The 14,464-nt window shown below is 36.3% G+C and carries 11 protein-coding genes; 8 read left to right on the top strand and 3 right to left on the bottom strand.

Annotated features, from left to right (window positions below; genetic code table 11):
* The first annotated feature begins 316 nt into the window (after positions 1-316).
* Positions 317-847, top strand: a complete 531-nt coding sequence (gene ntdP, locus KI356_RS06455; RefSeq protein WP_000506627.1) for a nucleoside tri-diphosphate phosphatase — start codon at positions 317-319, stop codon at positions 845-847.
* A gap of 54 nt (positions 848-901) precedes the next feature.
* Entirely contained in the window at positions 902-2,662 is a 1,761-nt protein-coding gene (locus KI356_RS06450) for an ABC transporter ATP-binding protein (protein ID WP_212935077.1), read from the top strand.
* Between the two features lie 13 nt (positions 2,663-2,675).
* Here KI356_RS06450 and KI356_RS06445 read toward each other — a convergent pair whose 3' ends face one another.
* The 3 genes from KI356_RS06445 to hemL form a co-directional block, all read right to left on the bottom strand.
* The gene (locus KI356_RS06445) at positions 2,676-3,764 is read right to left on the bottom strand and encodes an aromatic acid exporter family protein (RefSeq protein WP_002115960.1); all 1,089 of its coding nucleotides are present in this window, start codon (positions 3,762-3,764) and stop codon (positions 2,676-2,678) included.
* Between the two features lie 258 nt (positions 3,765-4,022).
* Positions 4,023-8,459, bottom strand: coding sequence for a glutamate synthase-related protein (locus KI356_RS06440; RefSeq protein ID WP_212935076.1), 4,437 nt, complete (start codon positions 8,457-8,459; stop codon positions 4,023-4,025).
* Positions 8,460-8,660: 201 nt separating this feature from the next.
* Entirely contained in the window at positions 8,661-9,959 is a 1,299-nt protein-coding gene (gene hemL / locus KI356_RS06435) for a glutamate-1-semialdehyde-2,1-aminomutase (RefSeq protein WP_212935075.1), read from the bottom strand.
* A gap of 127 nt (positions 9,960-10,086) precedes the next feature.
* Here hemL and KI356_RS06430 point away from each other — a divergent pair, with 127 nt between their 5' ends.
* The 6 genes from KI356_RS06430 (at position 10,087) to perR (ending at position 14,444) form a co-directional block, all read left to right on the top strand.
* Positions 10,087-11,100 carry an ABC transporter ATP-binding protein gene (locus tag KI356_RS06430; protein WP_128282502.1) on the top strand — a complete coding sequence of 338 codons (1,014 nt, stop codon included), beginning with the start codon at positions 10,087-10,089 and terminating at the stop codon, positions 11,098-11,100.
* Complete coding sequence (locus KI356_RS06425) at positions 11,093-11,884, top strand: ABC transporter permease (protein WP_000521522.1); 792 nt, start codon at positions 11,093-11,095, stop codon at positions 11,882-11,884. Before KI356_RS06430 ends, KI356_RS06425 begins: the two co-directional genes overlap by 8 nt.
* Positions 11,885-11,888: 4 nt before the next feature.
* A complete protein-coding gene (locus tag KI356_RS06420) occupies positions 11,889-12,674 on the top strand; it encodes an ABC transporter permease (protein ID WP_128282501.1) in 786 nt (261 codons plus the stop codon).
* Positions 12,675-12,746: 72 nt separating this feature from the next.
* Positions 12,747-13,151, top strand: coding sequence for a potassium channel family protein (locus KI356_RS06415; RefSeq protein ID WP_002091112.1), 405 nt, complete (start codon positions 12,747-12,749; stop codon positions 13,149-13,151).
* Positions 13,152-13,195: 44 nt separating this feature from the next.
* Complete coding sequence (bcp, locus tag KI356_RS06410) at positions 13,196-13,651, top strand: thioredoxin-dependent thiol peroxidase (RefSeq protein WP_002115971.1); 456 nt, start codon at positions 13,196-13,198, stop codon at positions 13,649-13,651.
* A 364-nt stretch (positions 13,652-14,015) separates the two neighbouring features.
* A complete protein-coding gene (gene perR, locus KI356_RS06405) occupies positions 14,016-14,444 on the top strand; it encodes a peroxide-responsive transcriptional repressor PerR (protein WP_164881593.1) in 429 nt (142 codons plus the stop codon).
* The last annotated feature ends 20 nt before the right edge of the window (positions 14,445-14,464 follow it).

Below are 14,464 nucleotides of genomic sequence, written 5' to 3'. Positions count from 1 at the left end.
GAGATATGTTGTTGATTTTAGAGGGAAAGTCCTTTCTTAAACAGAGATGAGAGGGACTTTTCTTTTTGTTATATCTTCGTTTAATCTTCTGAAATACGTATTGCTAATTCATAGGAAATTTACCTTTATTAAAAGGGTTGGTGATGTGGTATTCAATGATACAAACTTCATTATATTCCTCATGGAAACAAGTGTCCTATCGCTTTAGTTTTAAAATTTTGACAAAAAAGTTATAATAGAAAAAAAGTGAATGCAGTTCAAGGGGTAGTTAAGACAACTTAAGAAGGGCATTTGCAGTTGAAAGAAGGGAGCATATATGGGATTTCCCAAAGAAGGAGAAAAGGTGCAAATACATAGTTATAAACATAATGGCTCCATTCATAGAATGTGGGAAGAAACAACAATTTTAAAAGGGACACAGAGTCTTGTGATCGGAGCGAATGATCGTACAGTAGTTACAGAATCAGATGGCCGAACATGGATTACTCGTGAACCAGCAATTTGTTATTTTCATGCAAACTATTGGTTTAATGTGATTGGAATGCTAAGGGAAGAGGGAGTATATTATTATTGTAATTTAAGCTCTCCTTTTGCATATGATTCTGAGGCATTAAAGTATATTGATTACGATTTAGATATTAAAGTGTATCCAGATATGACATATACACTTTTAGATGAAGATGAGTATGAAAAGCATAGTCAAATCATGCAATATCCACCTGTTATTGATACAATTTTAAAACGAAATGTAGCGCATTTAACACAGTGGATTCATCAAAGAAAAGGTCCATTTGCACCTGATTTCGTAGATATGTGGTACGAGAGATATTTAATGTACAGAAATTAAAACAAACCTGCAGGGGACTTCCCGGCAGGTTTGTCCTATTAGAGGGGGGATTACGTGCAGGGTATAAAAAGATATTTACAATTTGTTAAACCATATCGATGGCTCATTGCTATTACGATTATTATTGGTCTTGTTAAGTTCGGTATCCCGCTTATTATGCCGTGGTTATTAAAGTATATTATTGATGATGTTATTCAGGGCGTGGGCTCGCTTCAAGAAAAAACGTCCCAATTAATAACCGCAATTGGGATTGCTTTTTTTATTTTTGCAGTATTAAGGCCACCGGTAGAATATTATCGTCAATATTTCGCGCAGCGTATTGCAAATACAATACTATACGATTTAAGAAAACATATTTTTGGTCACTTGCAAAAATTGAGCTTACGTTATTATTCGAATACAAAAACAGGAGAGATTATTTCACGTGTAATTCATGATGTAGAACAAACGAAGGACTTTGTAATTACTGGTCTCATGAATGTTTGGTTAGATACTGCGACAATTGTTATTGCCATTATTGTGATGTTTTCTATGAATATAAAATTAACCTTTGTTGCTTTATTAATCTTACCGATTTATGTAGTTGCAGTGAAATATTTTTTCGGGCGTCTTCGAAAATTGACGAAAGAGCGCTCACAGGCGTTAGCAACAATGCAAGGGTATTTACATGAACGTATTCAAGGAATGCAAGTGACACGTAGTTTTGCATTAGAAGAGTATGAAAGAGGGCAGTTTGAAAAGAGAAATAATGAGTTTTTAACGAAAGCACTAACTCATACGAATTGGACGGCGAGAACGTTTTCGACAGTGAATACGTTAACGGATTTAGGACCGTTACTTGTTATTGGTTTTGCAGCATATGAAGTAATTCAAGGCTCGTTAACACTCGGGACTATGGTTGCCTTTGTTGGATATATGGATAGTCTATATAGTCCACTTCGTCGCCTCGTTAATTCATCTACAACATTAACGCAGTCTTTCGCTTCGATGGATCGAGTGTTTGAATTATTAGATGAAAAATACGATATTGTTAATGTGCCAAATGCGGTACAAACTAAAAAGTTAAATGGCGAAGTTATATTTGATAATGTTTCTTTTCGTTATAATGCGGATGAAAAAGAAATATTGCATAATCTGTCATTAACTATGCGCCCGGGAGAGAAGGTGGCGCTTGTAGGAGCGAGTGGTGGAGGAAAGTCGTCTCTTGCTAGTTTAATTCCGCGCTTCTATGATGTTTCTGAAGGCGCAGTTTATGTAGATGGGATAGATGTAAGAAAGTATGATATGAGAAATTTGCGTAGTAATATTGGAATTGTACTACAAGATAATTTATTATTTAGTGATACAATCGGTGCTAACATTTTATACGGAAATCCGAAAGCTACAAAGGAGGCAGTGGTTTCGGCTGCCCGAGCTGCGCAAATTCATGATTTTATTACAGAGTTGCCAGATGGTTATGATACTGTCGTTGGGGAACGTGGTGTGAAATTATCTGGTGGACAAAGACAGCGTGTAGCAATCGCACGAGTTTTTCTAAAGAATCCATCGTTACTTATATTAGATGAAGCAACTTCAGCTCTAGATTTAGAGAATGAACGATATATTCAAGAGGCACTGCAAATGTTAGCTGCAGATCGAACAACAATTATTATTGCGCATCGATTAGCGACGATTACGCATGTTGATACAATTATTTACGTTGAAGATGGTGAAATAAAAGAAAAGGGTTCTCATGAAGAGTTAATGAAAAAAAGAGGATTTTATTACAATTTATATCAGCTTCAGCATATAACAGAAACAGCTCCTTTAGCGTAAAAGGAGCTGTTTTTTATTCGTCTTCTTTTTTATCGTCGATTTTGAGTTCTGTTTCTGGTTTATGGTATGTGTAGAAGCTATCCACAAGTAAATCTAAATGCTCTACTTCTTCACTATAGTTAATAATTGCAGAAATAAGAGGGAAGAGATGCAGCCATGTTTTATATGCTTCCTCATCATCTTTGTTTTGATAATCCATAAAGATATCAATTAATTCTTGTTTACCTGTTTCAACTTCATCAAGCATTTCAACGGATTGTTGTTTCTTTGCTTTACCAATAAATTTTAATAAAACTTGTTCATGATAATGCGTTAATGAGTCAAGTTCGTTTTGGATAGATTCCTGAAATTCTTCTGGCATATAGCGCAGCTCATTTTCAGTACGATGTAATGATTTTAACGTACTTAAAGCACGGCTTGTTGTCGCTAGCATTTGTCTGAATAAAACGAGCTTACGAATTTTTGCGAATTGTATTTTTTTCGTGTAGCTTCTTTCTTCTTTATACAGCAAATAGTAATGGTTTAGTTTAATCATTTTTTCTTTCATACGATCAATATCAGTTTTTAACGTTGTAAAATCAGAAGCTTGCCTGCTGTTCATACGAATCCATTTCACAATTTCCTCTGTATTATCAACGATGCGATGGTAAAGTTTTGTTTCATATTTTGGCGGCATAAATACTAAATTTACAAGTGAAGCCGCAATAATTCCGGTCATAATTGTCGCAAATCGAAGTAAGGCAAAACTAAAGAAGTCTTCGCCTTGATACTCCATAATGGCGATAACTGTTACTAAAGCGATTGATATTGTGTTTTCTAAACGTAATTGTAGTGTAAGAGCAATTACTAATATACATGTTAATCCAATAATAAAAGGATTATGTCCAAAAGCAGTAGCAAATACGATAGCGAATACGGCACCAATTACGTTTGCTTGAATTTGCTCAAGAGCAGTTAAATACGAGCGGTATACAGACGGTTGAACAGCGAATATAGCTGAGATTCCGGCAAATACTGGACTCGGTAATTGAAGTAAAATACAAGCAAATAAAGCTAATGTAATGGCAATACCCGTTTTTAAAATGCGAGCACCAAGTTTCATACCCTTATTAATATCCTTTCTCTTGTCATAATGAATGTACAACATGATACTATACATTCATTACAATATGTTAGCAAGTGATATTTTAGTGACATTCAAAAGAAATTAAGATTCATTTATACTTTTTCCTAATTCTTTTTAAACATCAATTTTTAGTGAAAAAACCTGCTGAATTTCAGCAGGTTTCAAATTGTTACTATAGATTACTATGAGAAGTGTACTTCGTCAATTTTTTCTTAAAAATGAAAATTAGGCATATCACTCTGTTGAGATAGACGGATCAGCCTGCTCTTTTTTCGGAATAATTTCAAAAAACTGATGCTGAATATCATCGAGTAACGGTGTTAACAAAGCGACTTCCTCGTATTGCTCATGCTCATTTAATACACGAATATAGTCTAGTAATAATTCAGTCACATCTTGCCTGCCATTTGTACTAATTGGTTGTAATGTAACATTTGCCCCTTTTGCGATTCTTCGTTTTAAGGCCTGTTCTGTTAAACCTAAGTTTGAATCATGACGTAAATAAACAACACCACCAGTCATGCCGGCACAAATCCATGGACCAGGATCTCCTAAAACAAGAGCGCGACCATTTGTCATATATTCAAAAGCAAATCCTTTTATATTAGAATATACTCCGATATTTCCTTGTTCTTTTTCGCGGAGTGGTTTTGTAATTCTGCCTCCAATTATCATATCTGCTCCAGAAAGGCGAATGCCAGCGCGAGCGTCGGCGTTACCTTGCACGTATAGTGCTCCTTTTTGCGCACCGTATCCAAATCCTTTTCCTACAGAACCGTTATAATAGCCTCCATCTTTTCCTTTTGCTTTCGTTATATAAATACCACCGCCAAAGGAAGTTTTGCCGATACCATCTTGTGCACCGCCATTTACATGTATAAATAAGTTTTCGCTATTGTAAGCGCCTAATCCGTTTCCAGGAACAGAGCCATTTGTATACTTTAATGTAAGTGGTTCAAGCTTTGTGTCTTCGTATAATTTACTACGAACGCGATAACAAGATTCTAAACCGCCCATAACTCGTTGTTCTACACCAACTCCTACTAATTCTTTTGAGTGAGGAGAATGAGCTGTTTCAAATTGTTTTTCTTGTACAGATACTGTTGTTGTAACAGTTGAATTTTCTATCGTTTGCAGTAAATTACATAATTCTAACAAATCTTGGCCTCGAACTTGTTCTAATAAATCGGAACGCCCGACAATTTCTTGTAAATTTGTATAACCGAGCTGCCCTGTTAACTGTTTCAGTTCTATACCGAAAGTAGTGAATAGGTTTAAGAGCCCCGCAACTGCACTTTCTAATTCGCGAGGGACAAAGCGGCGTAATCCATGTTCTTTCGCTTGAGCTTCAGATTCAATTTGTGTTGCAATTCCAACATGACAAGTATCTAGATGGCAACCACGGCAAGTTGTACAGCCGATTGCAATCATTGATAATGTACCAAATCCAATTCGGTTTGCTCCAAGAAGCATGATTTTTAAGGCGTCATTTACACTTCGAATACCACCATCTGCCCAAACTTCTACTTTATGTCTCATACCTGCTTCTAGTAACGCATTGTGAGCAGCTTTAACACCGATTTCTACAGGAAGACCTACATGTTGCAATGCGTGAATACGTGCAGCGCCTGTTCCACCATCAAATCCGCTAATGTTAATAAAATCAGCACCAGCTTTTGCGATACCAACAGCAATTGTTCCGATGTTAGGAACGACAGGAACTTTTACAGCTACTTTTGCAAGTTGATTAGCCGTTTTAATTTCTGTAATCATTTGAGCTAAATCCTCAATTGAATAAATATCATGGTTGTTAGAAGGTGAAATTAAATCCGATCCAATTGTAGCGTTTCGTGCTTCAGCAATTTTTGCGGTTACTTTGGAACCTGGTAAATGTCCGCCTTCACCAGGTTTTGCGCCTTGACCGATTTTTATTTCAATTAAGTTTGATGAATTTAGTAGTTCCGCGTTTACTCCAAATCGGCCAGATGCAACTTGTTGCCCGCGTGTATGTGGGTATTTACCAATCATATCTTTAATTTCGCCGCCTTCACCGTTCAAACTAATCATATTTAGTTGATCCGCAGCTTCTGCATATGCACGAAAGGCGATTTCATTTTGGGAACCGAATGACATGGAACTAATAATAAACGGTAGATCGTGATTTTGAATGTTAATAGAAACTTCTTCAGTAGGAACGACGTGCTTCGTTTGTTTTGTTTGAACAAGGTGTCTAATTGCAATCGGATTATTGTTTTCTAACTCACTTAACTTTTCGCGGTAATCATCATAAGAGTTTCCTTTTGCGACATCACCAATTGCTTTCCAAATCCGCGGGAATATATGAAATGATTTTCTCATTCTAACTTTTGGATTGTTATAATCAATCGCACGAATTTTTGCATCTTCAGTAAGTGATTCAAGTGAAAAAGCTAAACCATTTGAACCGAAGAAGTTTGTAATTTGTAATATATTTGCGATTTCCTCATGTAATCCAATAGAGGAGAAGAGGCGACCATACCCGCGTAATTCATGAATTCCAATCGTTGAAATTACTTTCTCTAGTCCTTTATTAAGTGCGGTATACAAATTAGTAATTGGTGCTTTTGTTCCATCATTTACAGTTGCGAACAATAAATATGGATTAATACCGTCTGCCCCTAATCCGTATAGCGTGACGATATCGTGTAAGGAGCGAAGGGCACCAGAACGTATAACGAGAGAGCATTTCCGGCGTAATTTATTTTCAGTTAATGCTTGATGTACTTTGGCAGTAACTAAATGTGGATCAATCCATAATAGTTCATTTTGATGAGAGTTAGCGTCATCTAATAATAATAGGGAAGCCCCATTTTTAACGGCTGCTATCGCTTCGGAACTAATTCGATTTAATGCGCTTTGTAAAGTTTCTGATGGACTAAATGTAACAGGAATTGTAGATACAGAGCTATGAGTAATGAATAGCTGTATAAGTTGTTCGTACGTAATCGTGTGTAAGTCTGCCGCGATAGATTGAGCTAAATTTCCTTCTAAAATAATGGGTGAAAGCATCTCGATTACAAATGGTTGTTTAGAGTTATCTAATAAACTCGGACGCTCTCCGAGTACAGTACGTGTGGAGAAGTGTTCGACTTCTCTATCACGATCGATTGCTGGATTGGTAACAACGGCTACACTTTCCTTAATGAAATCAGCAATATTTCGTCTATCTGTATCAAGTGCGGCAAGTGGTGAGTCATGCCCAAGTGACCGAATTGGTTCGACGCCTTTTGTCGCCATCTGTTCAAGGAGTTGAATATGTTCTCGATCCCAGCCGAAAGCGACGTATTGCTTCGTTTCAACTTGAACAGAATCACATAATCCCTGGGTTTCTTTCGTTTTAGGGATAGATAAGTTTACATGATAGTTGGTAACATCGATTCGTTTCTTAAAACGGTTGTATACTTCAATTTGATAATTATTGTATTCATAGAGAACGAGTTCATCTTGTTCATTCCATTTTAATCCAACTTTTTCTCCAGGAGCGAGTGGTTTTGGTTCTGCTACATATTCAGTTGGTGATACAACTCCAGGTTCAGAAGAGAAAATATAAGAGCTCTCTGTCTCTACTTTCCATACTGGTCGTAGTCCAAGGGAATCAACGCTGAAAACAGCTTCATCTTTAAAACGGGAAATGATGCCAGCTGGCCCTTGTGCAAAATGACCCCATGCTTCACGTATATACGTATATAAATCTTGTAAATGTGTTTCATAAAGTTTAATTTCATTAATAATTGGTGGAAATAATATATCCATTGCTTCAAATAAACTGTAGTTATACTGAACGAGAAGGGTTTCTAAGGTGCGGTTTAAATCTTGGGAATCGCTGCCTCCGGCAGTAAGTGGTACATTAATCATTTCAGCTTGATCGCGTAATTTTGCAATCGTGTTAATTTCACCATTATGTCCGAGAATACTAAATGGTTGTACACGAAAAAAATTAGATAACGTATTAGTAGAATAGCGATTATGTCCTAGTGTCATAGTTGAAGCGATAAGTGGGTGTTGTAAATCATTGTAATAAGCAACGAGTGTATCACCAGCGCCGAGAACTTTATATACGACATGTTCATGACTTAATGAGGCAACATGAATTGCTTCATTTTCTTCGATTTTTATTGTTACAGAAAATAATGTTTGTTCCATATTTTTAACTTCACTTTCGGCGATAAGGGCAATTTGCCAAAATAAAGGTTCTTCTTGTTTACCAAGAGGACCGAGTGCATCTGAGTTTATTACATCATCATTTTCGAGAACAATTGTAAAGTTTTCATTGTTTAGTTGCGTACGAATGTAATCTTTTAACTCAGCAATGTTTTCTTTTTTGTTTAGAAAAAAATGTCCAACGATAAAGTGGGGATGATCCACAATCGTTGGATTATATCCGCTACTTTTCAGTTTTTCATTCCAAAGTGCTTTTGGCATGTCGATATGAATTCCGATACCATCTCCTTCGCCATTAATGAAACCAGCTCTATGATTCATTTTGACTAGTGATTGTATACAAAGATCGATGTTTTCTTTGGTAGGAATTCTTCGTTTTTCCATAACGGAAACGATTCCACACGCATCATGTTCTGCATTTTTATAATTCCGAAATAAAGACGGTGTCCATTTATTTTTTTTATTGAGCATCCGTCAATCCCCCCTCTGGAAAATGAATTTTGAATAATCTTACTATTTAAGGCGTGAACTGCCTTGTATACAGGGATAGTAAGGATATAAAAGAATATAAAACAGATAATTATGAATAATTATACTATTAATAAGGGATTTATGAAATAGAAAAAAGGAAAAAAGAAAGGTTGCTTTCTTTTTTCCTTTTAATTACAGGGGTTATTTATTGTCTGCTAAAGCAGCAAATGCTCTGCCAACAGCTTCAATTGTATATTCAATATCTTCTTTTGTATGTTCTGTCGTTAAGAACCATGCTTCATATTTAGAAGGTGCTAAATTAATACCTTCTTGAAGCATCAGCTTGAAGAATCTCCCGAACATTTCACCATCTGTATTTTGGGCTGCATCGTAATCTTCAATTGTATTTGTCGTGAAGTATACAGTTAATGCACCTTTTAGACGGTTTACTGTAATGTCGATGTTATGTTTTGTAGCTTGTTCTAAAATTCCTTTTTCAAGCATTGCGCCAAGTGCATCTAATTTCTCGTATACGCCTTCTTGTTGAAGTACTTCTAGGCAGGCAATACCTGATGCCATAGACGCAGGGTTCCCAGCCATTGTACCAGCTTGGTATGCAGGGCCGAGCGGAGCAACTTGTTCCATAATTTCTTTCTTACCACCGTAAGCACCAATTGGAAGTCCGCCGCCGATAACTTTACCAAGTGCTGTTAAATCTGGTGTTACGCCAAGTAAGTCTTGAGCACCACCGTACATAAAGCGGAAAGCAGTAATAACTTCATCATAAATTACTAGTGCGCCAGCTTCGTGAACAAGTTCATTTACTTTTTCGAGGAAGCCAGGTTTTGGCTCTACAATACCGAAGTTTCCAACGATCGGTTCTACAAGGATAGCTGCTACTTCATGGCCCCATTTATCTAACGCTTCTTTTAAAGTTTCTACATTATTAAATGGAATAGTAATAACTTCTTGGGCAATACTTTGTGGCACACCAGCTGAATCAGGAATTCCAAGAGTAGAAGGACCAGAGCCAGCTGCTACAAGTACTAAATCGGAATGACCGTGGTAACAACCGGCGAATTTCATAATTTTTGTGCGGCCCGTGTAAGCGCGAGCGACACGAATGGTTGTCATAACGGATTCTGTACCAGAGTTAACGAAGCGGACTTTATCTAAAGCAGGCATTGCTTCTTTTAACATTTTTGCGAATTTTACTTCTAATGCTGTTGGAGTACCGTATAGTACACCGTTTTCAGCCGCTGTTTTAATTGCTTCTGTTACGTGTGGGTGAGCATGTCCAGTAATAATAGGGCCATACGCTGCTAAATAGTCGATATATTTATTTCCATCTACATCCCAGAAATAAGCACCTTTCCCGCGTTCCATTGCAACAGGGGAACCGCCTCCAACTGCTTTAAAAGAGCGAGAAGGACTATTAACACCACCAACGATATGTTCTAAAGCTTCTTTATGTAACGCTTCTGATTTCGTGAAATTCACTACAATTCATCTCCTTACAAAAATCTATGTATTATTCTAACATGTTTTTTGAAAAGACGTATTGTTTGTGATAGAAGGAGCAGTTGGGTAAACTATTCGTTGTGACATTTAGGAAGGGGGTCCGATTATGAAATCGGTAATTGAGGTACAAGGGTTACGTAAAGAGTTTACAGCCTATTCAAGTCGTCCGGGCTTAAAGGGTGCGTTTCGCGATTTATTAAATCGTAATTATAAAATAGTACCAGCAGTAAATGATGTTTCTTTTACTGTAAAGCAAGGTGAAATGGTTGGTTATATTGGTGAGAATGGTGCTGGTAAATCAACGACGATTAAAATGCTTACAGGGATTTTGACTCCGACATCAGGACAAATTACAGTGAATGGAATGAATCCACACAAACAGAGAGAAGAATTTGTAAGAACAATTGGTGTTGTGTTTGGCCAGCGTTCGCAGCTTTGGTGGGATATCGCTGTACAAGAATCGTTTCGATTACTCAAAAAAGTGTACGGTGTATCAGACGCTCAGTATAAGGAGCATATGGAGCATGTGATTGAAACGTTAGATATCGGTCCTTTATTAGATAAACCGGTACGAAAGTTATCTCTTGGTCAAAGGATGCGTTGTGAATTAGCAGCAGCATTAATTCATAATCCGCCGTTATTATTTTTAGATGAGCCAACAATTGGGCTGGACGTTCTTGTGAAATTGAAAATAAGAGAATTCTTAAAAGAGATGAATGAACGTTATAAAACAACAATTTTATTAACGACACATGATATTACTGATATTGAAGCTTTATGTGAACGCGTTATCATGCTTGATGAAGGAAATATTATGTATGACGGTTCTTTAAATAACCTTCGCACACAGTGGGGAGCAGAAAAGGAAATACATTTTCAGTTTGTTGCTCCAGTTTCATACCAGGAGTTATCAATGGTTATGCCAGATAGTCATGTCGTTTGGTCAAAAGCGAAAGAAGAAAACGCATGGGTTGCAAAAATACCGAATGAAGAAGTTATCATTTCTATGCTGATTTCTAAAGTAGTACAAGCCTTTCAAATTAAAGATTTGAAAATTAACGAAGTGTCTACAGAGGAAATTATTCGTAACATTTATGAAGAAGGTATTATGCATGGGTAAGTATATTGAGATGATTCGGATTCGCTTTTTAATGATGCTTGCTTATCGTACAAATTATTACAGCGGGATTTTAATTTATACGATTAACATTGGTGCGTATTATTTTTTATGGCAAGCAATTTATAGTGGGAAAGAGAATATTGAAAGTTTATCTATTTCACAAATGACTACGTATATTGCGATCGCATGGATGGCACGCGCTTTTTATTTCAATAATATAGATAGAGAAATTGCGATGGAAATTCAAGAAGGACGTGTGGCGGTAGAGCTAATTCGTCCGTACAACTATTTAGGTATGAAAGTTATGCAAGGGCTTGGAGAAGGGATATTTCGTTTTGCTTTCTTTTCAATTCCGGGTATGGTTATTGTTACGTTATTATTTTCATTACAAATTACAACGAATTTTCAAACGTGGCTATATTTCTTCTTATCTTTAATATTTAGTTTTATCATTAATACACAAATAAATTTAATGACAGGAATGCTTACATTCTTCTTATTTAATAATAGTGGAATTATGTATGCGAAACGTGTTGTTATCGATTTATTTTCTGGTTTATTATTACCGATTAGTTTTTATCCGTTATGGGCCCAAAAAGCAATGGTGTTTTTACCGTTTCAAGCAATTAGTTATATTCCGAGTATGATTTTCTCTGAAGGTATACAAGGAAGTAAGTTATATGAAGCTTTATTATTTCAAGTGATTTGGGCAATTATACTTATTATTCCAATTGTACTGATGTGGAAAACGGCGAGAAAACGTCTAATCGTACAAGGGGGATGACGAGATGATATATATAAAATTATTTTTGCAATATGCAAGTCAATATATAAAAACAAAATTGGAGTATCGTGGCGATTTTATCGTCGGATTACTTTCAGATTTATCACTACAAGCTGTTAATTTAATCTTCATTCTCGTTGTGTTTGGGCATACCCAAGCACTAAAAGGGTGGAGCCGAGAAGAAGTGATCTTTATTTATGGTTTCTTTTTAGTACCGTTTGCCATTTTTTCAGCTTTCTTTAATATATGGGACTTTAATGATCGTTACATTATTAAAGGGGAAATGGACCGTATATTAACGAGACCGATTCATAGTTTATTTCAAATTATATTAGAAAGAATGGAACTTGAATCTTTAATTGGAGCTATTACGGGGATTATTGTGATGGGTTATGCAGCAATGGAGCTGCAATTATCTTTTTACTGGTATGATTTCTTCTTATTCCTATTCATGGTAGCGGGAGGGGCACTGGTATATGGCGGGATATTTATTACGCTTGCAAGTCTTGGCTTTTGGTCGGATGCGAAAAGTTCCATTATGCCGCTTATGTATAACATAGGGAATTATGGACGCTACCCTGTTGATATTTATAACCGTGTTATTCGCTTTGTTTTAACGTTTGTTTTACCGTTTGCATTTGTTGGGGTATATCCAGCAGCATACTTTTTAAGAAAAACAGAGTGGAATAGCTATGCTTTCGCAACGCCAATTGTTGGTGTTATCTGTTTTACTATTGCAATTACCCTATGGAATCAAGGGGTTAAACGATATCGTGGCGCAGGAAATTAATTATAGAAGCATGTTCGTTTCTAAGGGATAAATCAGCTATAGTCCTCATACATATAAAATGAGGTGGAGGACATGTTATGGGGATTTATTCTATTAATTGCAGCAATTGCTATTTTGAGAAGTGTCCAATTATTATGGAGTTCATATTCAAATTCCAATCGTTTCTTTTCGCTGTACAATTTAGCTACGTTGTTTTTAATTTATACAACGGTACTGATTGCGTTTGGATTAAGTTATGTTGTGCTAGAGGAAATGGGTTTTGCAGTTTTGAAAGAAGATGGGGATAGGCTAAGTGCTCATTCCTTTCAACTTGTTGAAATATGTTTATATTTTAGCGCGGTTACTTTATTGTCCGTTGGATATGGTGATATAGCTCCGATTGGAATCGGAAGATGGATTGCAATTGGAGAAGCGCTAATTGGATATACATTACCGTTTGCCTTTGTGGTAAGGACTGTAATGGACAATGAAAAATAAGGTAGCATTTGTTATAGTAATAGAAAAGAAAAGGAGTGATAACAATGATCACAGTAGGAGAAATAGCACCGGAATTCACATTAGAGGGAAGTACCGGAGAACAAATTCGCTTAGCTGACTTCCGAGGTAAAAATGTAGTTCTATATTTTTACCCGAAAGATATGACTCCAGGATGTACAACTGAAGCATGTGATTTTCGTGATGCATACGGATTATTTCAAGAGAAGGACACGATCATCCTTGGTGTAAGTCCTGATTCTGTGAACAGACATATGAAATTCATCGAGAAGCATGAGCTTCCATTTGTACTTTTAGTAGATGAAGATCATAAAGTAGCAGAATTGTACGATGTTTGGAAGTTAAAAAAGAACTTTGGGAAAGAGTACATGGGAATCGAGCGTTCTACATTCCTTATCAATAAAGATGGTGAACTTGTAAAAGAATGGCGTAAAGTGAAAGTGAAAGGACATATTGAGGACGTTCTTTCTTATATAAAGTGAAATTTTAATCAGGAGGTGTCTATCTCCACTGATTATTAGCCCGCAAATAGCGGGATAAAATACATCCATATTAATGAGGAGAAAAAATACATATGTAAGGCATGCGTCTATACATATTTTCTTGCGATACATAAAGTGAAAGTGTAGGGCATACCTCCTCAGATGATAGTATTCCAAGTGCGATTATGTCGCACTTTTTTCTATGTAAATGTATAGGAAATGGGGGAAGATACATAAGAATAAGGCTATATACAAAAATAAACCACATACTTATAGTAGAAATATTGACGATTTATAAGAAAAAGAGTACACTCTTTATAAGAATTATAAAATAATAATCCGTATAGAATCGGGGTGCATGACGGTGGTCAAAGAAGAATTAAAAGAAGCGCTAGAAATGCTGAAAAATACGGGTGTACGCATTACTCCACAGCGTCATGCTATTTTAGAGTACCTTGTGGAATCTATGACGCACCCAACAGCGGATGACATTTATAAAGCATTAGAAGGCAAGTTTCCAAATATGAGTGTTGCAACTGTCTATAACAACTTACGTGTGTTTAAAGAAGTTGGGCTTGTAAAGGAATTAACTTATGGAGACGCTTCAAGTAGATTTGATTATGTTACAAGTCAACATTATCATGTGATTTGCGAAAAATGTGGTAAAATTGTTGATTTTCCTTATGGAGGCTTGGAACTGCTTGAAGAGGAAGCTGCGAAAACGACAGGCTTCGTTATTAATAGTCATCGCTTAGAAATTTATGGCGTTTGTCCAGAGTGTCATAAGGCGTAATATATAATAAAGAAAGAGGG

It is taken from the genome of Bacillus hominis (assembly GCF_018332515.1).
Classification (GTDB): domain Bacteria; phylum Bacillota; class Bacilli; order Bacillales; family Bacillaceae_G; genus Bacillus_A; species Bacillus_A hominis.
The sequence above is the reverse complement of the archived record's forward strand: the minus strand, read 5'-3'. Positions and strand labels throughout refer to the sequence as shown.